Origin of the sequence: Kitasatospora sp. NPDC101235, from assembly GCF_044767505.1 — a bacterium.
Classification (GTDB): domain Bacteria; phylum Actinomycetota; class Actinomycetes; order Streptomycetales; family Streptomycetaceae; genus Kitasatospora.
This window is the reverse complement of record NZ_JBIWNZ010000020.1, coordinates 139,970-165,995: the sequence shown is the minus strand read 5'-3', so window position 1 is coordinate 165,995 and position 26,026 is coordinate 139,970. Positions and strand designations below refer to the sequence as shown.

Annotated in this window: 24 protein-coding genes; 20 read left to right on the top strand and 4 right to left on the bottom strand. The window is 70.2% G+C overall.

The genetic code is table 11. From position 1 onward, the window contains the following. The first annotated feature begins 295 nt into the window (after positions 1-295). The 15 genes from ACIRRH_RS29220 to ACIRRH_RS29150 all read left to right on the top strand — a co-directional run bounded on the left by ACIRRH_RS29220 (position 296) and on the right by ACIRRH_RS29150 (position 14,879). Positions 296-1,546 (top strand): cytochrome P450, encoded by a 1,251-nt coding sequence (locus ACIRRH_RS29220; RefSeq protein ID WP_403073344.1) that lies wholly within the window; start codon positions 296-298, stop codon positions 1,544-1,546. After that, positions 1,539-3,068, top strand: a complete 1,530-nt coding sequence (locus tag ACIRRH_RS29215) for a prenyltransferase/squalene oxidase repeat-containing protein (RefSeq protein ID WP_403073342.1) — start codon at positions 1,539-1,541, stop codon at positions 3,066-3,068. The genes ACIRRH_RS29220 and ACIRRH_RS29215 overlap by 8 nt, the downstream gene beginning before the upstream one ends. Beyond that, entirely contained in the window at positions 3,068-4,003 is a 936-nt protein-coding gene (locus ACIRRH_RS29210) for a hypothetical protein (RefSeq protein ID WP_403073340.1), read from the top strand. The genes ACIRRH_RS29215 and ACIRRH_RS29210 overlap by 1 nt, the downstream gene beginning before the upstream one ends. Further along, positions 3,940-5,514: a cytochrome P450 gene (locus ACIRRH_RS29205; RefSeq protein ID WP_403073338.1), complete on the top strand. Its 1,575-nt coding sequence runs from the start codon at positions 3,940-3,942 to the stop codon at positions 5,512-5,514. The genes ACIRRH_RS29210 and ACIRRH_RS29205 overlap by 64 nt, the downstream gene beginning before the upstream one ends. Then, positions 5,507-5,719, top strand: coding sequence for a ferredoxin (locus ACIRRH_RS29200; protein WP_398076440.1), 213 nt, complete (start codon positions 5,507-5,509; stop codon positions 5,717-5,719). The genes ACIRRH_RS29205 and ACIRRH_RS29200 overlap by 8 nt, the downstream gene beginning before the upstream one ends. 312 nt (positions 5,720-6,031) lie before the next feature. After that, positions 6,032-6,433 carry a transposase gene (locus ACIRRH_RS29195; protein WP_403073365.1) on the top strand — a complete coding sequence of 134 codons (402 nt, stop codon included), beginning with the start codon at positions 6,032-6,034 and terminating at the stop codon, positions 6,431-6,433. Positions 6,434-6,588: 155 nt separating this feature from the next. Continuing rightward, on the top strand, positions 6,589-7,635 hold the full coding sequence (locus ACIRRH_RS29190) for a polyprenyl synthetase family protein (RefSeq protein WP_403073337.1): 1,047 nt from the start codon (positions 6,589-6,591) through the stop codon (positions 7,633-7,635). A gap of 78 nt (positions 7,636-7,713) precedes the next feature. Then, complete coding sequence (gene mvk / locus ACIRRH_RS29185) at positions 7,714-8,718, top strand: mevalonate kinase (protein WP_403073336.1); 1,005 nt, start codon at positions 7,714-7,716, stop codon at positions 8,716-8,718. Further along, complete coding sequence (mvaD, locus tag ACIRRH_RS29180) at positions 8,708-9,754, top strand: diphosphomevalonate decarboxylase (protein WP_403073334.1); 1,047 nt, start codon at positions 8,708-8,710, stop codon at positions 9,752-9,754. Before mvk ends, mvaD begins: the two co-directional genes overlap by 11 nt. Next, complete coding sequence (locus ACIRRH_RS29175) at positions 9,751-10,839, top strand: phosphomevalonate kinase (protein WP_403073332.1); 1,089 nt, start codon at positions 9,751-9,753, stop codon at positions 10,837-10,839. The genes mvaD and ACIRRH_RS29175 overlap by 4 nt, the downstream gene beginning before the upstream one ends. Beyond that, positions 10,836-11,930, top strand: coding sequence for a type 2 isopentenyl-diphosphate Delta-isomerase (gene fni / locus ACIRRH_RS29170; RefSeq protein ID WP_403073330.1), 1,095 nt, complete (start codon positions 10,836-10,838; stop codon positions 11,928-11,930). The genes ACIRRH_RS29175 and fni overlap by 4 nt, the downstream gene beginning before the upstream one ends. Then, positions 11,927-12,988 (top strand): hydroxymethylglutaryl-CoA reductase, encoded by a 1,062-nt coding sequence (locus ACIRRH_RS29165; protein WP_403073328.1) that lies wholly within the window; start codon positions 11,927-11,929, stop codon positions 12,986-12,988. The genes fni and ACIRRH_RS29165 overlap by 4 nt, the downstream gene beginning before the upstream one ends. Continuing rightward, a complete protein-coding gene (locus ACIRRH_RS29160; protein WP_403073326.1) occupies positions 12,942-14,234 on the top strand; it encodes an IS1634 family transposase in 1,293 nt (430 codons plus the stop codon). Before ACIRRH_RS29165 ends, ACIRRH_RS29160 begins: the two co-directional genes overlap by 47 nt. Then, entirely contained in the window at positions 14,225-14,626 is a 402-nt protein-coding gene (locus ACIRRH_RS29155; protein ID WP_403073324.1) for a hypothetical protein, read from the top strand. The genes ACIRRH_RS29160 and ACIRRH_RS29155 overlap by 10 nt, the downstream gene beginning before the upstream one ends. 4 nt (positions 14,627-14,630) lie before the next feature. Next, positions 14,631-14,879: a hypothetical protein gene (locus tag ACIRRH_RS29150; RefSeq protein ID WP_403073322.1), complete on the top strand. Its 249-nt coding sequence runs from the start codon at positions 14,631-14,633 to the stop codon at positions 14,877-14,879. A 24-nt stretch (positions 14,880-14,903) separates the two neighbouring features. Here the strand turns inward: ACIRRH_RS29150 and ACIRRH_RS29145 are convergent, their stop codons facing one another. Continuing rightward, on the bottom strand, positions 14,904-16,067 hold the full coding sequence (locus ACIRRH_RS29145; RefSeq protein ID WP_403073320.1) for a pyridoxal phosphate-dependent aminotransferase: 1,164 nt from the start codon (positions 16,065-16,067) through the stop codon (positions 14,904-14,906). Between the two features lie 120 nt (positions 16,068-16,187). After that, on the bottom strand, positions 16,188-16,745 hold the full coding sequence (locus ACIRRH_RS29140) for a YbjN domain-containing protein (protein WP_403073318.1): 558 nt from the start codon (positions 16,743-16,745) through the stop codon (positions 16,188-16,190). 381 nt (positions 16,746-17,126) lie between these two features. On the opposite strand from ACIRRH_RS29140, the gene ACIRRH_RS29135 reads away from it, so the two are divergent. Next, on the top strand, positions 17,127-17,411 hold the full coding sequence (locus ACIRRH_RS29135; protein WP_403073316.1) for a helix-turn-helix domain-containing protein: 285 nt from the start codon (positions 17,127-17,129) through the stop codon (positions 17,409-17,411). A gap of 144 nt (positions 17,412-17,555) precedes the next feature. Here ACIRRH_RS29135 and clpB read toward each other — a convergent pair whose 3' ends face one another. Both clpB and ACIRRH_RS29125 read right to left on the bottom strand, forming a co-directional pair. Further along, positions 17,556-20,162 carry an ATP-dependent chaperone ClpB gene (clpB, locus tag ACIRRH_RS29130; RefSeq protein WP_403073314.1) on the bottom strand — a complete coding sequence of 869 codons (2,607 nt, stop codon included), beginning with the start codon at positions 20,160-20,162 and terminating at the stop codon, positions 17,556-17,558. 116 nt (positions 20,163-20,278) lie between these two features. Next, positions 20,279-21,232 (bottom strand): LysR family transcriptional regulator, encoded by a 954-nt coding sequence (locus ACIRRH_RS29125; protein WP_403073313.1) that lies wholly within the window; start codon positions 21,230-21,232, stop codon positions 20,279-20,281. Positions 21,233-21,302: 70 nt separating this feature from the next. On the opposite strand from ACIRRH_RS29125, the gene ACIRRH_RS29120 reads away from it, so the two are divergent. The 4 genes from ACIRRH_RS29120 (at position 21,303) to ACIRRH_RS29105 (ending at position 26,022) form a co-directional block, all read left to right on the top strand. After that, positions 21,303-22,412, top strand: coding sequence for a TDT family transporter (locus tag ACIRRH_RS29120; RefSeq protein WP_403073312.1), 1,110 nt, complete (start codon positions 21,303-21,305; stop codon positions 22,410-22,412). A gap of 677 nt (positions 22,413-23,089) precedes the next feature. Continuing rightward, positions 23,090-24,079: a LuxR C-terminal-related transcriptional regulator gene (locus ACIRRH_RS29115; protein ID WP_403073311.1), complete on the top strand. Its 990-nt coding sequence runs from the start codon at positions 23,090-23,092 to the stop codon at positions 24,077-24,079. After that, the gene (locus tag ACIRRH_RS29110; protein WP_403073309.1) at positions 24,069-25,037 is read left to right on the top strand and encodes a LuxR C-terminal-related transcriptional regulator; all 969 of its coding nucleotides are present in this window, start codon (positions 24,069-24,071) and stop codon (positions 25,035-25,037) included. The genes ACIRRH_RS29115 and ACIRRH_RS29110 overlap by 11 nt, the downstream gene beginning before the upstream one ends. Continuing rightward, positions 25,030-26,022: a helix-turn-helix domain-containing protein gene (locus ACIRRH_RS29105; protein WP_403073307.1), complete on the top strand. Its 993-nt coding sequence runs from the start codon at positions 25,030-25,032 to the stop codon at positions 26,020-26,022. Before ACIRRH_RS29110 ends, ACIRRH_RS29105 begins: the two co-directional genes overlap by 8 nt. The last annotated feature ends 4 nt before the right edge of the window (positions 26,023-26,026 follow it).

Sequence of the window (26,026 nt, the reverse complement as noted above, 5' to 3'; positions counted from 1 at the left end):
CGCACGGCCCTCGACCGGGCCGGCTGGACCAATATCGCCAGCGGCCGACGCGCTCACACCCGCCCCGACGCAGCCCTCAACCTGCACGGCATGCCGTGATCAAAACGGGCGAACGGGATTCTCCCCGGGGCCCTGAGGTTGACTCGCCTCTCTCTCTGAGTGATGCGCCAGCAGGGCCCTTGCCAGAACGTCCAGTTGAGCTTGACTGCGTGACATGACCACGTCTAAACTGCTGGGCATCACCGGGCTGTCGTTCATGAAGGTTGCACTATTAGCGACTGGAGAGATGCACTAGATGGCTAGCTTAGAGACTAGGTTTCCCAAGTACGAACTGATCTCGTCCGGCAAGAACGTGGACCGCATTCCAGAGCTCCGTGAGTTACGCGAGAAAACCCCAATTGCCTGGGTTCCGGTTATCGACGCAGCTTTTCTCACTCGACATGCCGATATCGTCCGAGTGTTGAAAGATCACCGCATGGCTCCGGCCAACCTGACACAGGGCATACGACTGCTCAGCCCCGAGCAGCAAGAGGAATTAAAGCCGCTGAGCACCGCCGTCGGGAAGTGGATGGGGCACACCGTTCCCGCAGATCATCAGCGGTTCATCGGGTTGCTGAAACGTTACTTCACCCCGGCCATGATTGATCGGATGCGGCCGCGCGTGCGGCAGCTGTCGCATGAACTGCTGGATGCGGTGGAGCCGGCCGGACGCATGGACATCGTTTCCGACATCGCGTATCCGCTGCCCGCGTGCGTCATCGCCGAGATGCTCGGCGTGCCCATGGACAACAGGGCGCAATTGCTCGCCTGGTCGGCCGACATCGGGGCGATCGCCGAAATCGTCAGCTATGACCGGCTCATGGAGTGCCAGCGGAGCCTGCTGGCGATGCAGGACTTCGTCCTGGAGGTGGTCAAGGAGCGCCGGGCGGAGCCCAAGGACGATCTGATCAGCATGTTCGTCGCCGCCGAACGCGAGGGCCTCGTGAGCGAGGCGGAGATCCTCTCCAACTGCGTGATGCTGCTCTTCTCCGGGCACGAGACCACCGGCGGACTGATCACCAGTGGCCTGGTCCAGCTCTTCGATCACCCTGATCAGCTGGAGCTGCTGAAGTCCGATCCTGACCTGATGCCGGGTGCGGTCGAGGAGATGCTCCGGCTCGCCGGACCGGCTTCGGTGATCACACGGGTCAGTACCGAGCCCGTCGAGGTGGCTGGTCATCAATTCGAAGCGGGGCAGCAGTTCCTCCTGGCGCTGATGGCGGGAAACCGCGACCCGAGGGTATTCGAGGACCCGGACCGACTGGATGCCACCCGGCATCCGAACGACCATCTCGCTTTCGCTACCGGCATGTTCTACTGCCTTGGCGCGGCGCTCGCACGGATGGAGGCGGATGAATTCTTCAGGATTCTGTTGGACCGCTTCCCTGACCTCAGCCCCGGATATGAAACTCCTGACTGGCAGCCGGTGCTGCTCATCAGCCGACGCTTGAAGACGCTCCCCGTCAATCTGCGGGGTGCCGACGGAAGCGGTGTCGGCGATGAGTGACGCCGATCGGATAGCGGCCCTGTTGAAGGACCGCGCTGCCGACCAGGTAACAAAGTTCAGCCCTTCGCCGTACGAGACCGGACAGTTCCTGCGGATATCCGAGCGTGCGGACGTGGGCACACCGCAGATCGACTACTTGCTCGCGACGCAGCGACCGGACGGCCTGTGGGGGTCGGTCGGGTTCGAGCTCGTACCGACGCTGGGCGCGGTGGCGGGTCTGTCCTCGCGGCCGGAATACGCCGACCGGGCCGGAGTGACGGACGCTGTGGCGCGGGCCTGTGAAAAGCTCTGGGAGCTGGCGCTCGGTGAGGGCGAGCTGCCGAGGCTGCCCGACACCGTGGCATCCGAGATCATCGTGCCCAGCCTGATCGATCTGCTGAGCGAGGTGCTGCAGCGCCACCGCCCGGCTGCAGGTGGCAAGGCCGGGCACGAGCAGGAGTTTCCCAGTCCGCCGGGCGCGAAGCCTGAGCTGTGGCGCCAGTTGACCGACCGGATCGCCCGGGGGCAGGCCATCCCGAAGACGGCATGGCACACACTCGAGGCGTTCCATCCGCTGCCGAAACAGTTCGCGGCGACGGTAACGCCCGCCGCGGACGGTGCGGTGACGTGTTCTCCGTCGTCCACAGCGGCCTGGATGTCGGCTGTGGGGACGGACGCCGGGGCATCGACTCGTGCCTATCTCGATGAAGCGCAGAGCCGCTACGGCGGAGCGATCCCGATGGGAAGTTCCATGCCGTACTTCGAGGCGCTCTGGGTACTCAATCTGGTGCTCAAATACTTCCCGGACGTGCCGATCCCCAGGGAACTCATCGAAGAGATTGCCGCCGGGTTCAGCGATTCGGGTATCGGCGGCGGGCCGGGTCTGCCGCCTGACGGAGACGACACGGCCTACGCCAATCTCGCCGGCGACAAACTCGGCGCCCCCACTCACCCGGAAATCCTAATGAAGTTCTGGGCCGAGGACCACTTCGTTTCGTATCCGACGGAGCAAACACCCTCGGAGACCGTGAACGCGCACGCCCTCGAGTACCTCAATCATCTCAGGATGCGCCGTGGCATCACGGAATACGGTGCCATCGAGGACGCATGTGCCGAGTGGGTAATCTCCCAGCAGACCGAGGACGGCTGCTGGTACGACAAATGGAATGTCTCGCCGTACTACTCCACGGCGGCATGTGTCGAAGCCCTGCTCGACGCCCGGAAGCAGGATGAACCGCTGCTGGATTCGCTGCGTCGCGCCAGGGAATGGCTGCTTCGACATCAGACGGATTCGGGCGGCTGGGGAATGGCGGAGCCGTCACCCGAGGAAACGGCCTACGCGGTGATGGCGCTCGACCTGTTCGCGAGCCATGGCGGCAAGGGCGCCGAGGAGTGTGCGGCAGCGATATCCAGGGCCAAGGACTTCGTCAAGGACGAGTCCAGGGAGAATCCCCCGCTGTGGATGGGTAAGGACCTGTACACGCCTTTCCGGATCGTCGAAGTGACGGTGATGTGCGGTCGTGCCGTCGTGAGCAGGTACTGATGCCCGACGCGATCGAGTTCGAGTACGAAGGCCGGCGGAACTCGAATTCGGCGGAGGTCGAATCGGCCTACAGCTCCATCATTGCTGCGCTCGAGCTCCAGGAATCCGACTGCGCCGTGATTTCCGGGCACTCGAGGATCGTGGGGGCCGCGGCGCTGGTCTATCCCGATGCGGATGCCGAAACCTTGCTGGCGGCTTCGCTGTGGACGGCCTGTCTCATCGTCAACGACGACCGGTGGGACTACGTCCAGGAGGACGGCGGGCGGCTGGCTCCGGGCGAGTGGTTCGACGGGGTCACCGAGGTCGTGGACACCTGGCGAACTGCCGGGCCCCGCCTGTCGGACCCCTTCTTCGAGTTGGTACGGACAACGATGTCCCGGCTCGACGCAGCGCTCGGCGCGGAAGCAGCAGACGAGATCGGCCACGAAATCAAGCGCGCCATCACGGCGATGAAGTGGGAAGGGGTATGGAACGAATACACCAAGAAGACGTCCTTGGCGACGTATCTGAGCTTCCGCCGCGGCTACTGCACGATGGACGTCCAGGTCGTTCTGGACAAGTGGATCAACGGCGGCCGCAGTTTCGCAGCGCTGCGTGACGACCCCATCCGGCGAGCGATCGACGATGTGGTGGTGCGGTTCGGCTGTCTGTCGAACGACTACTACTCGTGGGGCCGGGAGAAGAAGGCGGTCGACAAGTCGAATGCGGTGCGGATCCTGATGGACCACGCCGGCTACGACGAGAGCACCGCGCTGGCCCACGTTCGCGATGACTGCGTGCAGGCGATCACCGACCTGGACTGCATCGAGGAATCCATCAAGTGCAGCGGCCATCTCGGCAGCCATGCACAGGAGTTGCTCGACTACCTCGCATGCCATCGACCGCTGATCTACGCAGCGGCGACCTGGCCGACGGAGACAAACCGCTACCGCTGAGCAGCAAATCGCGCCATCGACCCCCACAAAGAGGGCCGTCTCTCCTCACCCTCGGTGCACGGATGAAGGGAAACCTCCTAGCGATGAGCACTGCCACCTCTCCCAGCGCCACCGGCGCCGTCACCACCCCCAGAACCGCTACGACTCCGGGTAGGCGTCCCGGCCTGGCTCCGGGTAGCGTTCCGGTGCTCGGGCATCTGCCGATGATCCTGCGGTCCCGTTTCGAGTTCATCGAAACAGTGCGCAACGCAGGCCCGGTGACGCGGGTCAAGCTGGGCCCGAAGACGGCGTACTTCGTCAACGACTACGAGCTGCTCGCACAGATCCTGGTGAGTGACGCGGACAAGTTCGTGCGCGGCATCCACTTCAAGAAGATGCGGAATATGGTCGGAAACGGTGTGGTCACGACCTCCGGTGACCTGCACCGGCGGCAACGACGGATCATGCTCCCGTCGTTCAGCCAGCGCCGGCTGGCCATGCATCTCCCCGTGATGCGGAAGATCATGTCCGAATTCGTCGCCGCGGTGCCCGAACGGCAGCCCTATGACCTGATGGGGCCGGTCATGGGGGTCGGCTGCGACATCGTGACCTCGACCATGCTCGGCGAGAAGACCCCGCCGGAGGTCCTGCGACTCGTACGCGAGGCCGTCCCGGTCTTCGTCGAGAACGCCGCGATCCAGGCCGTCGATGTGACCGGCATCTACAAGCACCTGCCGACGAAGTCGAACCGGGACTTCGAAAGGCTGCTCAACGCCTTCAACGAGTACATGTACTCGGTCATCGACGACAAGTTCCGTAACGGAGCCGGTGAGGAAGCCGGCCTCCTCGACATGCTGATCAACGCCACCGACCCGGAAACCGGCGAGAAGTTCGACCGGACCGAGGTCCGTGACCAGGCCGCGACGATCCTGCTGGCGTCGACGGAGACCACGGCGAACACCATCAGCTGGGCCTGCTACGAACTGGCCCGGCACCCTCGGATCTTCGCCGAATGCCGGGCGGAGATCGACGCGCTGGTCAAGGATCGTGACTGGACGGACACAGAGATCGGTCGGCACGATCTGCCGGCGCTCAAGCGGGTGCTGTTCGAGGCGCTGCGCATGTACCCGTCCTCGTATCTCCTCTCGCGGCAGGCGTCGGTGGACACGACGCTGGGCGGCTATGCCATACCGAAGGATGCCGCGATCCTGTACTCGCACTACGGACAGCAGCGGGACGAACGGAACTTCCCGCACGGCGACGAGTTCGACCCCGACCGCTGGCTGGACAAGGACGGTGCCGAGGTCACGGCGTCCGCGTTCATGCCGTTCGGGTTCGGCGCGTACCGCTGCCTCGGCGAAAGCGTGGCGGTGCTGGAGGCGACCTACTGCCTGGCCATGATGATCCACCAGTGGGACTTCGCGCTCAGCGACTACTCGGAGCCGAAGATGAACGCGACGATCACGCTCTCCCCGAAGGACCTGGAGTTCCTGTTCACCAAGCGGACGGAGAGCGGAGCGCACGATGAGTGACCTCGAGGTGCGGGTGGACCGCGACATGTGTGTGGGCTCCGGGCAGTGCCTGATCTCTGCCGCCGACTACTTCGGGCAGGACATCGAGGGGTACGTGGAACTGCTGCCGGACGCCCCGACGGCCGATCTCGCCACAAACGAAGAAGTGCAGGAAGCGGTCGAGAAGTGCCCCTCCGGGGCGTTGTCCTGGCATCGCCCGGACTAGAAGTGTCCTGAAGATCTTGAAAATGCGCCCGCCTTGCCCCGCTTAATGGCGATTGACATCTACCGGCAATCTGGGGTGAGTCGGACGGCCAGAGCAAGATCTTCAGCGGTCTCCTAGGGCGTGTTGCGAAAGTCGATCTTGGTCGTGAATGATCACCTGCCGTGGGACGTGGGGATCTGACGAACGACCAGTAGGCCCGGCTTGAACCGCTGCTGCCGCTGGGCAAAAAGCCGGGCCGTCAACCGGTGTGGACCCGGCGGCAGTTGATAGACGGCATTCGTTGCGGTTGAGCAGGGACAAAAGCCGCTTTCGCTGCTCGTCGCTGCTGGTCAGCGGCATGACAGCCCGCAGTTCCAGCCGGTCTTGGAGGGCATCCGGGTGCCCCGCATCGGTCGAGGCCGGCCGCGAACCCGGCCGGACAAGGTCCGCGCCGACAAGGCGTACGGCTCCCGCGCGAACCGCACCTACCTGCGCAGACGCGGCATCGGCTGCACCATCCTGGAGAAGGCTGACCAGGTCCGCAACCGAAAGAAACGAGGCTCCCGGGGCGGCCGAGCGCCGAAGTTCGACAAGGCCGATTACAAGGAACGCCACGCGGTGGAGTGCGGGATTAACAGGCTCAAGCGTCATCGGGCCGTGGCGACTCGATACGAGAAGCTCGCCGTCCGTTACGAGGCGACCGTGCTGGTCGCAGCCATCAACGAGTGGCTGTGACCAGCACTTTCGCAACACGCCCTAGCACGACCTGGATCTGAGGTCCGGCCGGCCCGAGCTCGACGCCGGGCCGGCCGGACCGGATCCAGGAGACACCGTTACGCCCGCGGATCTTCGCCGCATCGTCCTGTCCATCCCATGGCAAGGGGCACTTCTTGTACACCGATACCGCCGAAACACTGGAGAGCGCAGTCGATGCGGGCCGCAACCACACCTTGCGGGCAGCCGGAATCGTCACACCTGCACTGCGCGCCGCCATTGACACGCTCGGCAGCCGAATACGCCCGATCGTCGGTTACCACTTCGGCTGGCTGGACCTGGCGGGGCAGCCGACGGACCAGGGCAGCGGCAAGATGGTTCGCGCGGCCCTGACCGTCCTCGCGGCGGAGGCCTGCGGGGGCGATGTCCAGCGGGCGGTGTGTGGCGCCGTCGCGGTCGAGTTGGTGCACAACTTCTCCCTGCTCCACGACGACGTCATGGACGGTGATCTCGAGCGCAGAGGACGCCCCACTGTCTGGGCCACGTTGGGTGTCCCGGCCGCGATTCTGGCCGGCGACGTTCTGCTCGCGCGTGGCTGCGCGGTCCTGGAGGACGACTCCGAACACCGGATCTGGGCCACCAAGCTACTCACCGAGACGATCGCGACGCTCGCCGAAGGGCAGATGGCGGATGTGGCATTCGAGCACCGCACGACCATCTCGCTGGAGGAGGCGCTGGCCGTCTCCGAGGCGAAGACCGCCGCGCTGCTGAGCTGCGCCTGCGAGCTGGGTGCGGGACTCGCCGGGGGCGGGGCCAAGGCTCGTAAGCGCCTGGCCAAGTTCGGATGGCATCTGGGGGTGGCGTTCCAGCTGGTGGATGACGTCCTGGGCATCTGGGGCGACCCCGCGGCCACCGGCAAGCCGGCTGGTTCCGATCTGCGGAACAGGAAGAAGAGCATCCCGGTGGTCGCGGCGATGAACGGCACCGGCGCAGCCGCCGAGGAGTTGGCCGCGATCTACCGCGGCGCAGAGCCGCTGACCGACGACATGGCCGACCGCGCCGCCAAGCTGATCGAGTCGGCCGGCGGACGCGCGTGGACGGAAGCCGAGATCGACCGGCACAGGAGGGGTGCGGCGGATCAGCTGGAGGCTTTGGGCCTCACCGAGGAGCAACGCCGGCCGCTGCTGGCTATGGCCGACTATGTCGCTTTCAGGAACCACTGAAGAACGTTCCGCCTCGCACATTCCTGGATTCCTGACGATGCGGTCTCACCGCGGCAACGACATGGGGAGCTGAGTGCGTTGACTCTTCCGACCTCGGTGGAGGAGGGCTCGAAGGCCCACCGGGCTCGCGCCGTCGGTACCGGTCGCGCTCATGCCAAGGCCATTCTGCTGGGAGAACACGCGGTCGTGTACGGAACCCCTGCGCTCGCGATGCCCATTCCCCAACTCGCGGTCACGGCAAGCGCAGGATGGTCCAGCCAATCCGCCGAAAGCCGGGGCGGTCCGACCTTCACCATGACCGGGTCGGCTTCCCGCGCGGTCACGGCACAGGCCTTGGACGGTCTGCGACGTCTGACGGCCGCGTTCAAGGCGCACATGGGAGTAACCGGCGGACAACACCTCGACGTCAGCCTCGACGGGGCGATTCCGCCCGGCCGCGGGCTCGGCTCCAGCGCCGCGAACGCACGAGCGATCATCCTCGCCTTGGCCGACCTCTTCGGCCGGAAGCTGACCGAAGGCGAGGTGTTCGACCTGGTGCAGGCGGCCGAGAACCTGACGCACGGCCGGGCCAGCGGCGTCGACGCCATGACCGTCGGGGCCACCGCCCCGCTCCTCTTCCAGGCGGGCAAGGCACAGGCGCTGGACATCGGCTGCGACGCACTGTTCGTCGTCGCGGACAGCGGAACCGCAGGGAGCACCAAGGAGGCGGTCGAGCTGCTTCGCGCCGGATTCCGGGCTGGGACCGGAAAGGAGGAACGGTTCATGCGCCGTGCCGCGCAACTCGTCGACGATGCCAAGGCCTTCCTCGCCGAGGGCGAACCCGAGGAATTCGGATCGTGCCTGACCGAGTATCACGACCTGCTGCGCGGGGCGGGTCTGAGCACCGACCGGATCGATGCACTGGTGGATGCCGCACTGCAGGCCGACAGCCTGGGCGCCAAGATCACCGGTGGTGGTCTGGGCGGTTGTGTTCTCGCGGTGTCCCGCCCGGAGCGGGCCGGGGAAGTGGCCCGGCAGCTGCACGCTGCCGGTGCCGTACACACGTGGGCCGTACAGCTGAGGAGGTCCACTCATGAGCGCTGAACAGCCGTCCGCCCTGCTGTCCGCGCAGCGGACGGACATCGCGACAGCCGTTGCCCAGCCGAACATCGCGCTGATCAAGTACTGGGGCAAGAAGGACGAGCACCTGTTCCTGCCCCGTACCGACAGCCTGTCGATGACTCTGGACATCTTCCCGACGACCACCCGTGTCCAGCTCGCACCCGGCGCCGGGCAGGACACGGTGGCCTTCAACGGCGAGCCCGCGACGGGAGAGGCCGAGCGGCGCATCACCGCATTCCTCCGGCTGGTGCGGGAGCGGTCGGGGCGCACCGAACGGGCCCACGTCGACACGGAGAACACCGTCCCCACCGAGGCCGGCCTGGCCTCTTCGGCCAGCGGTTTCGCTGCCCTCGCCGTCGCCGCCGCCGCGGCGTACGGGCTCGGTCTCGACGCACGGGGCCTGTCCCAGCTGGCCCGACGCGGCTCCGGGTCGGCCTCTCGGTCGATCTTTGATGGGTTCGCCGTATGGCACGCCGGCCACGCCGGCGGCACTCCCGAGGAGGCCGATCTCAGCTCGTACGCCGAACCGGTGCCGGCCGTGGACCTGGAACCGGCGCTGGTGGTCGCGGTGGTCAGCTCCGCCCCCAAGGCGGTGTCCAGCCGGGAGGCCATGCGGAGGACCGTGGACACCTCACCGCTGTACGAGCCGTGGGCGGTGTCCAGCCGGGCCGACCTGGCGGATATGCGAGCCGCGCTCGCCCGCGGCGACCTGCCAGCGGTGGGCGAGATTGCGGAGCGCAACGCCCTCGGCATGCACGCCACCATGCTGGCCGCACGCCCCGCCGTGCGCTACCTGTCACCGGCCTCGCTCGCCGTCCTCGACAGCGTTCTGCAGTTGCGGCGGGATGGCGTGCCGGCCTACGCGACGATGGATGCCGGTCCCAACGTGAAGGTGCTCTGCCCACGTTCGGACGCCGAGCGGGTCTCGGAAGCCCTGCGCGCCGCCGCGCCGGTCGGAGCGGTGCACATCGCCGGTCCGGGGCGGGGTGCCCGTCTGGTGGCGGAGGAATGCCGGTGACCGGCCCGCGCACGGTGACCCGGCGCGCTCCGGGCAAGCTTTTCGTCGCGGGTGAATACGCGGTGGTGGAACCGGGCAACCAGGCGATCCTGGTGGCAGTTGACCGGTACATCACCGTCACCGTGTCCGACGGCGCCGCACCCGGTGTCGTCGTCTCCTCCGACATCGGAGCCGGCCCGGTGCACCACCCGTGGCAGGACGGGCGGCTGACAGGCGGTACGGGCACACCTCATGTGGTGGCGGCGGTCGAGACCGTAGCCCGCCTCCTGGCCGAACGCGGCCGGTCCGTCCCGCCGTTGGCGGTGTCGATCAGCAGCACGCTGCACGAGGACGGCCGGAAGTTCGGACTGGGCTCCAGCGGCGCGGTGACCGTGGCGACGGTCAGTGCCGTCGCAGCCCATTGCGGACTGGAACTCACCGCCGAAGAACGCTTCCGGACGGCGCTGATCGCCTCCGCCCATATCGACCCCAAGGGATCCGGCGGAGACATCGCCACCAGCACCTGGGGCGGCTGGATCGCCTACCGGGCGCCCGACCGGGACGTCGTACTCGACTTGACCCGCCGTCAGGGAGTCGAAGAGGCGCTCCGGGCGCCATGGCCGGGCTTCTCCGTACGACGGCTGTCGCCGCCCCGGAACCTTTGCCTTGAGGTCGGCTGGACCGGCAACCCCGCGTCCACCACGTCCCTCGTGACAGACCTGCAGCGGCGCACCTGGCGGGGCAGCCCCGCGTACCGGAAATACGTCGGGGCGACCGGCGAGCTCGTGCACGCCGCAGTCATCGCGCTGGAGGACGGCGATACCGAGGGCCTGTTGCGGCAGGTCCGGCGGGCCCGTCAAGAGCTGGTCCGCCTCGACGACGAGGTCCGCCTCGGCATCTTCACCCCCGAACTGACGGCCCTCTGCGCCATCGCCGAACGCGTCGGAGGCGCCGCCAAGCCCTCGGGGGCCGGGGGCGGCGACTGCGGCATCGCGCTGCTGGACGCCGAGGCCCGCTACGACCGCTCACCGTTACACAGGCAATGGGCCGCGGCCGGGGTGCTGCCGCTACCGGTGTCTCCCGCCACGGAAGGAGTCGAGGAATGAGCAGCGCCCAGCGCAAGGACGACCATGTCCGGCTCGCCACGGAGCAGCAGCGCGCGCACAGCGGACGCAACCAGTTCGACGACGTGTCGTTCGTCCACCACGCCCTCGCCGGAATCGACCGGCCGGACGTCCGCCTGGCCACGACGTTCGCCGGCATCACCTGGCAACTGCCGCTGTACATCAACGCGATGACGGGCGGCAGCACCAAGACCGGCGCCATCAACCGGGACCTGGCCATCGCCGCCCGGGAGACAGGCACCGCCATCGCGTCCGGGTCCATGCACGCCTACTTCAAGGACCCCTCCTGCGCGGACACCTTCCGCGTGCTGCGCACCGAGAACCCCGACGGTTTCGTGATGGCGAACGTCAACGCGACCGCGTCCGTCGACAATGCCCGCCGTGCCATCGACCTGATCGAGGCGAACGCCCTGCAGATCCACCTGAACACGGCGCAGGAGACGCCCATGCCGGAAGGCGACCGGTCGTTCGGGTCGTGGCCGGCCCAGATCGCGAACATCACGGCGGCCGTCGACGTCCCTGTGATCGTCAAGGAGGTCGGCAACGGGCTCAGCAGGCAGACCCTCCTGGCGCTGCCGGATCTGGGGGTACGGGTCGCCGACGTCAGCGGCCGCGGCGGCACCGACTTCGCCCGTATCGAGAACAGCCGGCGCGCCCTGGGCGACTACGCCTTCCTGCACGGCTGGGGGCAGTCCACCCCGGCCTGTCTGCTGGACGCTCAGGACGTCGGCTTCCCCCTGCTGGCCTCCGGTGGGATCCGCAACCCGCTCGACGTCGCCCGCGCGCTCGCGCTCGGCGCCGGCGCCGTGGGCTCCTCGGGCGTATTCCTGCGCACGCTGATCGACGGGGGCGTACCCGCCCTGATCGCACAGATCTCCACCTGGCTGGACCAGCTCGCCGCGCTGCAGACCATGCTCGGTGCGCGGACCCCCGCCGACCTCACCCGCTGCGATGTGCTGATCCACGGCCGGCTCCGGTCCTTCTGCACGGACCGAGGCATAGACATCCGGCGGTTCGCCCAGCGCAGCAGCTCCGTCGACATCCGTTCCGAGATGACAGGAAGCACACGATGACCGAAGCGCACGCCACCGCCGGCGTCCCGATGAGGTGGGTGGGGCCCGTCCGCATCTCGGGAAACGTCGCCACCACCGAAACCCAGGTACCGCTGGCCACGTACGAGTCTCCGCTCTGGCCTTCGGTCGGCCGCGGCGCGAAGGTGTCCCGGCTGACCGAGAAGGGCATCGTCGCCACGCTCGTCGACGAGCGCATGACCCGTTCCGTGCTCATCGAGGCGACCGACGCGCTCACCGCACTCTCCGCGGCACGGACCATCGAGGCCCGCATCGACGAGCTGCGCGAGCTGGTACGCGGCTGCAGCCGGTTCGCCCAGCTGATCGGCATCCGGCATGAGATCACTGGAAACCTGCTGTTCATCCGGTTCGAGTTCAGCACCGGTGACGCCTCCGGGCACAACATGGCGACCCTGGCTTCCGACGTGCTCCTCCAACACCTACTGGAAACGGTTCCCGGCATCTCCTACGGGTCGATCTCCGGGAACTACTGCACGGACAAGAAGGCCACCGCCATCAACGGCATCCTGGGCCGCGGCAAGAACGTCGTCACCGAGCTGCTCGTGCCGCGTGACGTGGTGGCCGACGTCCTGCACACCAGCGCCGCGAAGATCGCCGAGCTGAACCTCCGCAAGAACCTGCTCGGGACCCTTCTCGCAGGCGGCATCCGTTCGGCGAACGCCCACTACGCGAATATGCTGCTCGCGTTCTATCTGGCAACCGGTCAGGACGCGGCGAACATCGTCGAGGGCTCCCAGGGCGTCGTCACGGCCGAGGACCGCGACGGCGACCTGTACTTCGCCTGCACACTGCCGAACCTCATCGTCGGCACGGTCGGCAACGGCAAGGGCCTGGGCTTCGTGGAGACCAACCTGAACCGGCTCGGCTGCCGTGCGGCCCGCGAGCCCGGCGAGAACGCCCGCCGGCTCGCCGTCATCGCGGCGGCCACGGTGCTCTGCGGGGAGCTGTCGCTGCTCGCGGCGCAGACCAACCCCGGCGAACTGATGCGTGCGCATGTCCAACTGGAACGAGACCACAAGACCGCAAAGGCTGGTGTCTAGACCCGTACTTCGCGGGTCGTCGAATCGAATGGTTCGGGCCCGGGACGGGTGTCCTGGTGGGCTTGGCGGCGTTGGTTTGGGTGTGTCGATGACTTCCCGGTCCCCGCGGCCACGGTCTGAGCGTCAGCGCCTTGAGTGCGTGGTGACGTCCGTGGTGGAGAAGCGTCTGGGCGCTCTGCCTGTCGCTGCCGAGTTTCTGCGCCGGCTGGATGTGGCTGGGATCGTCGACGGGCTGTGCCCCTCCGCCGCGCGCGCTCACCTGACGCACGGCCAGGCGGTCGAGGCGCTTGTCGCGAACCGGCTCACCTCGCCGATGCCGCTGTTCCGGGTCGGGGACTGGGCTCGGGTCTGGGCGGTGGAGGAGGTGTTCGGCATGGAGCCGGCCCTGCTCAACGACGACCGCCTGGCCCGTGCGCTGGACGCGATCGCCCCGCACCTGGAACAGCTCGCGGGCACGGTCGGCGCGCGGGCGATCGCCGAGTTCGGCATCGACGTCTCCAGGCTGCACTGGGACATGACCAGCATGTCCGTCCACGGCGCCTATCCGCAGGAGGACCAGGACGAGCAGTTCCCGGTCATCAAGTACGGACACCCCAAGGACCGGCGTACGGACCTGAAGCAGGTCCAGGCGGGCCTCGCGGTCACCGGCGACGGCGGAATCCCGGTCCACGCGCGCGTCTTCGGCGGCGGGGCCGCCGAGGTCTCCCAGGTCGTCGGCGCGATGAAGGACCTGCGCAAGCTGGCAGGCCGGCAGGAGTTCCTGATGGTCGCGGACGCCAAGCTGGTGTCCTACGCGAATGTCAGCGCCCTGGTGGAAGCCGAGGTCCCGTTCATCGCACCGCTCCCGGCCGCCCAGGTCAAGAACGGGGTCTACGCCGCCCTCGACGTGGAGCAGGCGACGGTCGTGGACTGGATCCCCGAACGGGACGCGGGCAAGGCCCCGGCCCATCAGGAGGTCTACCGGGTCCTGGAGGACATCCACACCCTGACAGGCCCGCGAAAGCGTGACCCCGTCCTGACCCTGCGACGGATTCTGGTCCACTCCACCGCGAACGCGGCCGGGCAGCAGGCCGCCCGGGCCAAGCGCCTCGCGAAAGCGGCCGAGGACCTGAACAAACTCGCACGCGCGGCGGGCGGCCGGCACTACAAGGCCTGTACGAGGCGCTTGGTCGCGCCTTGGCCGCTGGCGGTCTGGATGCGGAGAGTTACGACCTGCTTGACCGTGGCGACGGCATCATGGCCGTGATCGACGACTCCGCAGGGCTTCACACCCTCGCCGGCACGGTGGTCCCGGCGCTGGCCGTCGCCATCCACGAGTACAACGGCACTGCACGGCCAGATGCCCAGATTCGGCTCCGCGCGGCACCGCACAGCGGCGACGTCTTCCGAGACGACCACGGCTTCGTCGGCCGTCACGTGAGCCAGGCGTTCCGCTTGCTCGACGGCCCCGAGCTGCGCGGTGTGTTGACCGCCAGTGCGTCGGTCCTGGTGCTGGCCGTGTCCGAGAGCGCGTGGCGCGAGGCGGAGCCTCCGGGCCCGGGGGGAACTGGGTACGCCGAGATCCTGATCAGCACCAAGAAGCACGCGGCCCGAGCCTGGGTCGCCGAGTTCGGGGCCAGCCCCGCACTGGCCAGGTGATCGCATGATCGACGCATCGTCCTTCGCTCGCGCCTTAGCCCTGCCGCTGCGGGCCGTTCCAGCGGTACTGCTTGTCCTCTTTGCAGGCCTCATCGGGATCATCGCGCTGATGTGCTCTGTTGATCGCAGGGCCGACGGCATGGAGCTTGCCCGGATCTGGACGGCGGCTGCCTGCGCCATCGCGATCGGCCAGAAGCCGAGCTGGCCCCGCCGAGCCAGCCGAGCGCAGAACACTACAAAGCCACCGAAGTAGTCACCCGTATTTGCACGCTGCCGGTCAGAGCTGCTGGAGTCGCGTCACCGCCTCGCTCAGGACTTCGTCCTTCTTGCAGAAGGTGAACCGAACCAGGCTCTGACCGGCTTCGGCGTTGTCGTAGAAGACGATGTTCGGGATGGCGACCACACCGCAGCGCTCGGGCAGGGAGCGGCAGAACTCCAGGCCGTCCTTCTCCCCGAGCGGGGTGATGTCGGTGGTGATGAAGTAGGTGCCCTCGGGGGTAAACACGCGGAAGCCCGCCGCTGAGAGTCCGTCGACCAGCAGGTCCCGCTTCCGAAGCAGGTCGGCCCGGAACGTGTTGAAGTAGCTGTCGGGGAGACGGAGCGCCTCGGCGACGGCGTACTGGAAGGGGCCGGCGCTGACGTAGGTGAGGTACTGCTTCGCAGTCCGGACCGCCGAGACGAGGGCCGGACTCGCAGTTACCCAACCAACCTTCCATCCCGTGAAGGAGAAGGTCTTGCCGGCCGAGGAGATGGAGACGGTGCGCTCGCGCATGCCAGGGAGGGCGGCGATGGGGTGGTGGACGGCGGTGCCGAAGACGAGGTGCTCGTAGACCTCGTCGGTGATCACCAGGAGGTCGTGTTCGACGGCGAGCGCGGCGATGGCCCGAAGCTCGTCGGCGGTGAGGACGGTGCCGGTGGGGTTGTGCGGGGTGTTGATCAGCAGCAGCCGGGTGCGCGGGGTGATCAGGGCGCGCAGCTCGTCCAGATCGGGGCGGAAGGACGGGGCCCGCAGGGTGAGCGGGCGGCGGGTGGCGCCGGCCATGGCGATGCAGGCGGCGTAGGAGTCGTAGAAGGGTTCGAGGGCGATCACCTCGTCGCCGGGCTCCAGCAGGGCGAGCAGGGTGGCGGCGATGGCCTCGGTGGCGCCGGCGGTGACCAGCACCTCGGTGTCCGGGTCGTACGTCAAGCCGTGGAAGCGCTGCTGGTGCTCGGCGATGGCGGTGCGCAGCTCGGGGATGCCGGGGCCGGGCGGGTACTGGTTGCCGCGGCTCTCGCGCAGGGCCCGTACGGCCGCTTCGCGGACCTCCTCGGGCCCGTCGGTGTCCGGGAAGCCCTGGCCGAGGTTGATCGAGCCGGTGGCCGTGGCCAGGGCGGACATCTCGGCGAAGATCGTCGTGCCCATCCCGGCCAGTCGGCGGTTCAGCAGCGGCCTGGTACCCATCGGTGGCTCCTCACGGCTCGTCGTCAGGGGCCATCCTGGGACAGCCGGGGGGCGGGGACAAGAACGGCCCGCCACCGGCGCGGAGGCGGTGGCGGGCCGGACCGGAGTACCGGGACGGGATCAGGCCTCGTCGGTGCCCTCGCCGTCCTCGCCGTCCTCGCCCTCGATCTCGTTCTGGAGGCCGAGGCGCTCGACGATCCACTGCTCGAAGCCGACCGCAGCCTGGGTCCAGTTGGCGGTGGTGGTGACGAAGTAGTCCAGGTTGACGCCGGTGCCGACGATCATCTGGGCCTCGCCGATCAGGCGGACCACGCCGTCCTCGTGGGTGTGGGTGTAGACCTTGGGCCAGAGAGTCTCGCGGTTCCACTCGTCGATCAGGTCGAGGATCTCGCCCTTCTTCTCCAGCGGGTACGCGCGGTCGTAGAAGGCGCGCACGGCGAAGAGCTCCTTCTGCTCGCCGCGGAACATGTAGTAGACGCGGAAGCCCTCCCAGGGGGCGGTGAGGTCGCCCTCCTCGTCCACGACGTGCTTGAGCTGCATCTGGTCCAGCAGCTGGGTGACCAGGCCCTGGTCCGGGACGATGATCGGCGGCGGGCCGGCCGGCCGCCCGCCCTGGCCGCCGGGCTGGCCGCCCTGGGGAACGCCGAAGGACGGGATGGACGACGGGTCGATGCTCATGGGGGTCCTCTTCCTCAGTGCACGTGGTGGCCGGCAATGAGAGGCCGCCCTTTCCACCTCCCATCCTGCCTCATTCGGGGCTCCGCTCACAGGGGCACCGAGGGGTGCGTCGATCTTCGTCGGGCGTTCTTCCCGGCGCCGAACGGCGCCGTTCGGTGGCGGGTGGAACGGGCGGCGGTCACGGAGGGTGTGCGGGGCGGGGGCGGGCCGCCCGGAGGGGCGCGCGTGAGCCACGTCACGCGCCGGGCGCGCTGGGTTTGCCTGCCGTACCGACCGGATGCGGTTAGCGTGCGACGGTACTCGCTTCGATCAAGTCCCGGGCCGGCCGGGTGAGTTGAGCAGTCCTGAGGTGGACTGTCCGGAATTGAGGGGGGAGCAGGAGTGGGTGGAGCGGCGACGGGGGACGGCGCATCGCTCGGGTTGCTGCTGCGGAGCATCCGGCTGGACCGGGGGATGACGCAGGAGCAGCTGGGCGAGGCGGCAGGGCTGAGCGTGCGGTCGATCCGCGACCTGGAGCGGGGGGTGTCCTGTCCGCGGGCGTCCACGCTGCGGCTGCTGACCCAGACCTGGGACCTGCCGGACGCCCAGGTGGCCGAACTGCACCGGCTGGTGCGCAGCCGGCGGGGCCGGACGCGGCGGCTGCTGCGGCAGGCGGCGGCCGAGTGACGGTGCCCGGCGCGGGCCGCGGGCGGGAAACGGGCCCGAGCCTGGGCGCCGGCCGAAGCCGGGCCCCGGGCCGCGGGTGCGGCACGGGCCGCCCCCGGCCGCCGGAGCGGAGGGGGCGGCCCGTGCGCCGGACGCCCGGCGGCGTTACTTCTCCAGCGGCCCCCGGCCGCGGACGGTGAGGCGGTCGCCCGCCTCGTCCCGCTCGACCAGGACGGTGTCCCCGTCGTGCACCGCGCCGGACAGGATCGCCCGGGCCAGCTGGTCGCCGATCGCGGACTGCACCAGCCGGCGCAGCGGGCGGGCGCCGTACGCCGGGTCGTAGCCGGTGAGCGCCAGCCAGTCGCGGGCGGCCTCGGAGACCTCCAGGGTGAGCCGCCGCTCCTGCAGCCGCTCGCCCAGCCGGGCCACCTGGAGGTCGACGATCCGGCTCAGCTCGCCGGTGCCCAGCGGCTCGAAGACCACGATGTCGTCCAGCCGGTTGAGGAACTCCGGCTTGAACGCGGACCGGACGGTGCCCAGCACCAGCTCCCGCTTCTCCGCCTCCGGGGTGGCCGGGTCGACCAGGTACTGGCTGCCCAGGTTGGAGGTGAGGATCAGGATGGCGTTGCGGAAGTCCACCGTGCGGCCCTGGCCGTCGGTGAGCCGCCCGTCGTCCAGCACCTGGAGCAGGACGTCGAAGACCTCCGGGTGCGCCTTCTCCACCTCGTCCAGCAGCACCACGCTGTACGGGCGGCGGCGGACCGCCTCGGTGAGCTGGCCGCCCTCCTCGTAGCCGACGTACCCGGGCGGGGCGCCGACCAGGCGGGAGACCGAGTGCTTCTCGCCGTACTCGCTCATGTCGATCCGGACCATCGCCCGCTCGTCGTCGAACAGGAAGTCGGCCAGGGCCTTGGCGAGTTCGGTCTTGCCGACGCCGGTCGGGCCGAGGAAGAGGAAGGAGCCGGTCGGGCGGTCCGGGTCGGCGATTCCGGAGCGGGTGCGCCGCACCGCGTCCGAGACGGCCTGCACGGCCTCCGCCTGGCCGATCAGGCGCCTGCCCAACTCCTCCTCCATGCGCAGGAGTTTGGCGCTCTCGCCCTCCAGCAGCCGGCCCGCCGGGATGCCCGTCCAGGAGGCGACCACGTCGGCCACGTCGTCCGGGCCGACCTCCTCCTTGACCATCGAGGCGGAGGCGTCTTGGTCCGCGGCACGCTCCTGGGCGTCGGTGAGCTCCTTCTCGGCGGCCGGGATCTCGGCGTACATCAGCTTGGACGCCCGCTCGAAGTCCCCGTCGCGCTGGGCGCGTTCGAGCGCGCCGTGCAGGTCGTCCAGCCGCTCCTTGAGCTCGCCGACCCGGTTGAGGCTCTTCTTCTCCTGCTCCCAGCGCGCCGTCAGCACGCTCAACTGCTCGTTCTTGTCGGCGAGGTCGCGCCGCAGCCGGGCCAGCCGGTCCACCGAGGCAGGGTCCGACTCCTTCTCCAGGGCCAGCTCCTCCATCCGCAACCGGTCCACGGAGCGCTGGAGTTCGTCGATCTCGACCGGGGAGGAGTCGATCTCCATCCGCAGCCGGGAGGCCGCCTCGTCGACCAGGTCGATCGCCTTGTCGGGCAGGAAGCGGGAGGTGATGTAGCGGTTGGACAGGGTGGCCGCGGCGACCAGGGCGGCGTCCGAGATCTGCACCTTGTGGTGCGCCTCGTACCGGCCCTTGAGACCGCGCAGGATGGCGATCGAGTCCTCCACGCTGGGCTCGCCGACCAGCACCTGCTGGAAGCGGCGCTCCAGGGCCGGGTCCTTCTCGATCCGCTCGCGGTACTCGTCCAGCGTGGTGGCGCCGACCATCCGCAGCTCGCCGCGGGCCAGCATCGGCTTGAGCATGTTGCCCGCGTCCATCGCGGAGTCGCCGCCGGCGCCCGCGCCGACCATGGTGTGCAGCTCGTCGATGAAGGTGACGACCTGGCCGTCGGAGGCCTTGATGTCGTTCAGGACGGCCTTCAGCCGCTCCTCGAACTCGCCGCGGAACTTGGCGCCCGCGACCATCGCGCTGAGGTCCAGCGCGACCAGCCGCTTGCCGCGCAGCGACTCCGGCACGTCGCCGGCCACGATGCGCTGGGCCAGGCCCTCGACCACGGCGGTCTTGCCCACGCCGGGCTCGCCGATCAGGACCGGGTTGTTCTTGGTCCGGCGGGAGAGCACCTGGACCACCCGGCGGATCTCGTGGTCGCGGCCGATCACCGGGTCGAGCTTGCCGTCCCGGGCGGCCTGGGTGAGGTCGGTGCCGTACTTCTCCAGCGCCTTGTAGGTGCCCTCCGGGTCCGGTGAGGTGACCCGGCCGCTGCCCCGGACGTCCTTGAACGCGGCGAGCAGCGCCTTCGGCGTGGCGCCCTGGTGCACCAGCAGCTCGGCCACCGGACCGCCCTCGGCGGCCAGGCCGACCATCAGGTGCTCGGTGGAGACGTACTGGTCGTCCAGGTCGTCGGCGCGCTTGCCGGCCTGGGTGAGCACCGCGATGGTGTCCCGGGCGAGCTGCGGCGCGGCGACCGTCGAGCCCATCGCGCTGGGCAGCGCGGCCGCCTGGCGGCGGGCCTCGGCGTCGACCCGGGTGACGTCGGCCCCGACCGCCTCCAGCAGGGGCCGGGCGATGCCCTCGGGCTGCTCCAGCAGGGCGATCAGGATGTGCACCGGCCTGACGTCCGGGTTGCCGGCCGTGCCCGCCTGCCGGATCGCGGCGGACAGGGCGTCCTGCGTCTTGGTGGTGAACTTGCTGGCGTCCACTGCTGGGGGGTCCTCCCTCGTCGTCCTTCACTGCTGCTGCGTACAGCGCCGCGTACCCGCTTCCGTGTACCGCCGCGCTGCTACGTACAGCATGCACTAAGTTGAGTCTATTCCACTCAACCTTTTTCGGGCCCGGTTTCTGCCCGACTTCTCGGTGAACGCTCGACGGACTGCCGGGTCAGCCCCAGCAGCTCCCGGGCCGGCCCGCCCGGCCGCTGCCCGGCCGGCCACACCGCGCGCAGCGGCCGCCGCAGGTTCAGCTCCTCCACCAGCGGCACCTCGACCAGCCGCCGGGTGGCCAGCTCCTCCATCACCACCAGCTCGCTCAGGCAGACCGGCCCCGCCCCGGTCATCGCCGCCGCCTTCAGCGCGGTGGACGAGGCCAGCTCCATCCGGGGCCGCGCCGCGCCCCCGTACGGCTGCAGGGCCGTCTCCAGCACCTCCCGGGTGCCCGAGCCGGGCTCGCGCAGCACCAGCGGGGTGGCCGCCAGCTCGGCTCCGGTCAGCGGGGCGCGGCGGCGCGCCCACGGGTGGCCGGGCGCCACCACGACCACCAGCCGGTCCGCCGCCACCACCACGCCGGCCAGGCCGGGCGGGGTGGTCGAGCCCTCGATGAAGCCGAGGTCGGCGTCCCCGGCCAGGACGTGCCCGGCGACTTCCGCCGAGTTCGCCGTCCGCAGTGTCACCGCCGTCCCCGGGCTGGCCTCGGACAGGCCCAGCAGCCAGCCGGGCATCAGGTACTCGGCGACGGTCAGGCTGGCCACCACCCGCAGCTTGGCGTCCCGCCGCTCGCGCAGCGCGTCGATCCCGGCGTCCAGTGCCTGCGCCGCCTCCACCACGTGCCGGGCCCACTCGACCACCAGCCGGCCCGCCTCGGTCGGCCGGCTGCCCCTGGGCGAGCGGTCCAGCAGGGGGAGGCCGATCTGCCGCTCCATGCCCTTGATCCGGGCGCTGGCGGTCGGCTGGCTGACGCCCAGCTCGGCCGCCGCCCTGCCGACGCTGCCCAGCCGGGCCACCGCGAGCAGCAGTTCCAGGGCGCCGAGTTCGGGGACGTGCGAGGAGAGGGCCATAGGTTCAGGCTATGCCCCCATAGAAGCCGCGGCGCTACCGGCCGCCGGTCTTCCGGGCGACGGTGGGGGTATGTCCACTCTGGCCGGTATCCGCCCCCTCGCCCGCCCCGCCGTCAGTCCCCGGCTCGACCTCGCCCAGCTCGGCCCCAACTGGTACGCCGCCGTGATGGGCACCGCGATCCTGGCGAACGGCGCCGCCGTCCTGCCGGTGCGGCTGCCCGGGCTGACCGGCTTCGGCGAGGTGATGTGGGCGCTCGCGCTGGCCGCCCTGCTGGTGCTGGCCGGGGCCCGGCTGGTCCACCTCACCCGGCACCGCGAGGCGGCCCGCGCCCAGCTGCTGGACAACCCGGCCACCGCGGTCTTCTACGGCTGCCCGCCGATGGCGTTGCTGGCGGTCGGGCTGGGCACCCTGCTGATCGGCTCCCGGGTGATCGGCACCGGCCCGGCGGTCGCCCTGGACGCGGTGCTGTGGAGCCTCGGCACCCTGTACGCGCTGGCCGTGGCCGGCGGCATCCCGTACCTGATGATCACCCGGCACCCGGTCTCCGCCCTGGAGGCCAACCCGACCTGGCTGCTGCCGGTGGTCGCCCCGCTGGTCGCCTCCGCCTGCGGCCCGGCGCTCGTCCCGCACCTGCCGGCCGGGACGGCGCAGCAGGCCATGCTGTACGGCTGCTGGGCGCTGTTCGGGGTCGGTCTGCTGGCCACCCTGGTGCTGCTGCCGGTGGTGTTCACCGGGCTGTTCCACAGCAAGCTGCCCGCCCTGGCGCTCACCCCCTCGCTGTTCCTGGTGCTCGGCCCGCTCGGCCAGTCCGTCACCGCGGTCCACCAGCTCGCCGACGCCGCCCGCCCGGTGCTGCCCGCGCTGGCGCCCGCCATGGTCGACCTCGCCGAGTTGTACGGCGTGGCGGTGATCGGCGTCGCGATGCTCTGGCTGGCCGTCGCGCTCACCGCCAACCTGCGCGCCCGGCGGGCCGGGATGCCGTTCGCGATGACCTGGTGGGCGTACACCTTCCCGGTCGGCACCTGCGTCACCGGTGCCTCGGCGCTCGCCCGGCACACCGGCTTCGGGGGCTTCAGCGGGCTGGCCGTCGGGCTGTACCTGCTGCTGGCGTTCGCCTGGGTGCTCGCCGCGAGCGGTACCGCGGCCGGGCTGGCGCGGGGGCGGCTGCTCGCCCGCTGAGGCCGGGGCAGCGAGCCCGTTCCCCCGCGCGCGGACGCGCAACTCAGGAGCACGCCGCGGATGCAGGAACGTGCACGGCCGGGATGACGGTGCACGGCCAACCGGCAGGGGTGCCGGGCAGCGCCGACACCCCTCGCGGGCCCGGGCCCTGACCGGAATCCGCCCCCGTCGTCCGATCCGCCGCACCTGCGCCGGCCTGCAGATAACTGCAATTGCGCGAACATGCACTCGGGCGGCACTTGTTCACCGGCCGTCACGCTGTGAGGGTGGAGACACGCCAGGTCGTCCAGGCACCGCAGCCTGATGGTGGCGACTCGCTCTTCGAAACTGACCGCAGGCGCGACACCCCGCGCCCGCGGAACGGGGGGGAAGAGCGCCGGCCAGGGCCATGTGTGGTGATGGCCTCCGAGCCGGACCCGTCGAGGCGTTGCTGCTCCGCCTCGACGGGAGCGCCCTGGCACTGGCGTACCGATGGCGGCCCCCGGACGACCCGGCGTGCGACGGCACCCGGGCCCGGGGGCCCGCCGTCCCGCCCGGTACCGTGACCGCCTGACCCATGATCACGCCGTGCCGGCCCACCGGTACCGTGAGCCCGCCCGGCCCACCGGTGCCGCGACTCGCGCGGCGGGGAGCGCGGGCAGCACCAGGGGAGAGGCATCCGGCAGGGAGAGTGCGACGTGACGGCGGAACCGGCGGTCACGCCGCACCACGGGCCCGTGGGCGAGGAGCCCGACGAGGCCGCCCGGCAGCTGTACCTGGCCATCATCGCCGCGGGCGGCCGCGTCCCCACCGGCGAGGTCCCGGACGCCGACCGGGGCGCGCTCCAACAGCTCATCGACATCGGCCTGTTGATGGTCAACCCGATGGACCGCTGCTACACCGCCGTCAGCCCGCGCTCGGTCAGCGACCGCCTGGGCGCCGAACTGCGCAGCGAGGCCACCCGGCTGCTGGTCCGCGCGGAGAACCTCCCGGGCGCCCTGGACAGCCTCACCCGGGCCTACGACGCGATGCCCCGCCCGACCGGCCGGGCCGGCGGCGCCGTCCACGTCGAGGGGCACGTCCACATCCGCCAGCGGATCTCCCAGCTGGTCTCCGACTGCCGCTCCGAGGTCCTCACCGCACAGCCGGGCCACCGGCCCGCCGACACCCTCCAGGTCGCCCTCCTCCAGGACGTCCAGCTGCTCCAGCGCGGCTGCTCGCTGCGCACCATCTACCAGCCGCTCGCCCTCGCCGACCCGCCCGCCCTCGCCTACGCCGAGGAGGTCACCCGGCACGGCTCGCTCATCCGCGTGCTCGACGAGCCCTTCCAGCGGCTGATCGTCTTCGACCGGTCCGTCGCCGTGATCTCCGCCAACGACGACAACAGCACCGCCGCCTTCATCACCGACCCGGCCACCATCACCTACCTGGTCGGCACCTTCGAACGCGACTGGGCACGCGCCGACACCGCCGAGGCCGCCGCCGTCGGCCAGGCGCCCGCCCGCACCATCGCCGACCGCGTAGGCCGGCTGCTCGCCCGCGGCCTCACCCAGCGCGCCGTCGCCACCCGGCTGGGCCTGAGCGAACGCACCGTCGCCGCCCACATCTCCCGGCTGCGCGACCGCTACGGCGCGCAGACCCTCTTCCAGCTCGGCTGGCTGATGCGAGGCGCCCGAGATGACCGATGAGCCCGGCCCGGCCGAGCGGGCCCTCTACCTCGCCGCCGTCCGGAGCGGCGGCCGGCTGCGCCCCGAGGACCTCGCCCCCGGCGACCGCCCCGCCCTGGCCGCCCTCGTCGCCCGCGGCCTGCTCACCCCCACCGCCACCGGCTGGACCGCCGCCGGCCCGCGCGCCCTCGGCGACCGGCTCGGCCTCGAACTGCGCACCCGCGCCATCCGCCTGCTGCAGCACGCCGAACGGCTCCCGGGCACCCTCGGGCCGCTGGCCCGCGCCTACGACGCGGCCCGCCACCCGGGCTCCCCTCCCGTCGACCCCGGGGCCGCCGGACCAGGGGCCGCCGGTTCCGGGGCCGGCACCGTCGACGACGCCGCGGAGGTCCGCAGGCGGATCAGCCAGCTCGTCTCGGAGTGCCGGGAGGAGGTCCTGGCCGCCCAGCCCGGACCGCGTCCGGTCGAAGGCCTGCGGATGGCCCTCGCCCAGGACCTCTCACTGCTCCGCCGAGGCTGCTCGCTGCGCACCGTCTACCAGCCCGTCACCCTCGCCGACCCCGCGGTGCGGGAGCAGGTCGCCCTGCGCACCGGACAGGGCGCCCAGGTCCGGGTCCTCGCCGAACCGTACGAGCGGGTGCTGGTCTTCGACCGCGCGGTGGCCGTCATCCCCGCCGCCGAGGACCGCAGCCGGGCCGTCTTCCTCACCGACCCCACCACCGTCGCCTACCTGGTCGCCCGGTTCGAGCGTGACTGGGCCCGCGCCACTCCCGCCGGCCGCCACCTCGACCCGCCGTCCGTCACCACCGTGCGGATCGGCCGGCTGCTCGCCCGCGGCCTCACCCAACGGGCCGTCGCCACCCGGCTGGGCGTGAGCGAACGCACCGTCGCCGCCCACATCTCCCGGCTGCGCGACCGCTACGGCGCCCACACCCTCTTCCACCTCGGCTGGCAGCTCCGGGGAGAACGCCATGACTGACACCCCCGCCACCCGGCTCTCCGCCACCCTCCAGGACGCCGCCGCCCGTGCCCTCTACCTCGCCGTCCTGCGCGAGGGCGGCCGGGTCCGGGCGGCCGAGGTCGGTGCGCAGGACGAGCCGGCGCTCCGGCAGCTGGTGGACCTCGGGCTGCTGGTACCGCAGCTGATGGACGGTTCGTACAGTGCGGTCGACCCCAGGGCGGTCGGCCGGCGGATCGGCACCGATCTCCGGAGGACCGGCACCCGGCTGCTGGTCGAGGCCGACCAGGTCCCCGACCTGCTGCGCGAGCTCACCCACGCCTACGACACCGCACCCCAGCGCGAGACCGGGCGCGCCGGCACCCGGATCATCACCGGGAAGTCGGAGATCCGGCACCGACTGGAGCAGTTGACCCACACGCATCCGGACGAAAGCCTGACCGCCCAACCCGGCGCCGGGCGTTCCGCCGACGTGCTTGCCGAATCCCTCACACGCACCCGCCGGTACCTGGAACGAGGAGGCACGATGCGCTGCCTGTTCGAGGCGACGGCCCGTACGGACGCTCCGGCGGTCGGCTACGCCGCCGACGCCACCCGGCTCGGCTGTGCGATCCGGGTGCTGGAGCATCCCTTCAAACGCTTCCTGGTCTTCGACCGCACCGTGGCCGTCATCCCCGCCGCCCCCGACTACACCAGCGCGGCCGTGGTCGACGACCCGTCGACGGTCGCCTTCGTGGTGGACACCTTCGAGCAGCTCTGGCAGCGCGCCGAGGGCGTCAACTGGGCATCGCCGGCCGCAGGTTCCACCGAGCCGCCCAGCCGTCGGCAGATCGCCCGGCTGCTCGCCCAGGGCCTCACTCAGCGGGCGATCGCCACCAGGATGGGCCTGGGCGAGCGAACGGTGGCCGCCCACATCGCCCGGCTGCGGGAACAGTACGACGCCGAGACGCTGTTCCAACTCGGCTGGCAGATGCGGGGAGCCCGGACGGGGGAGTCCGGTGGGTAGCCGC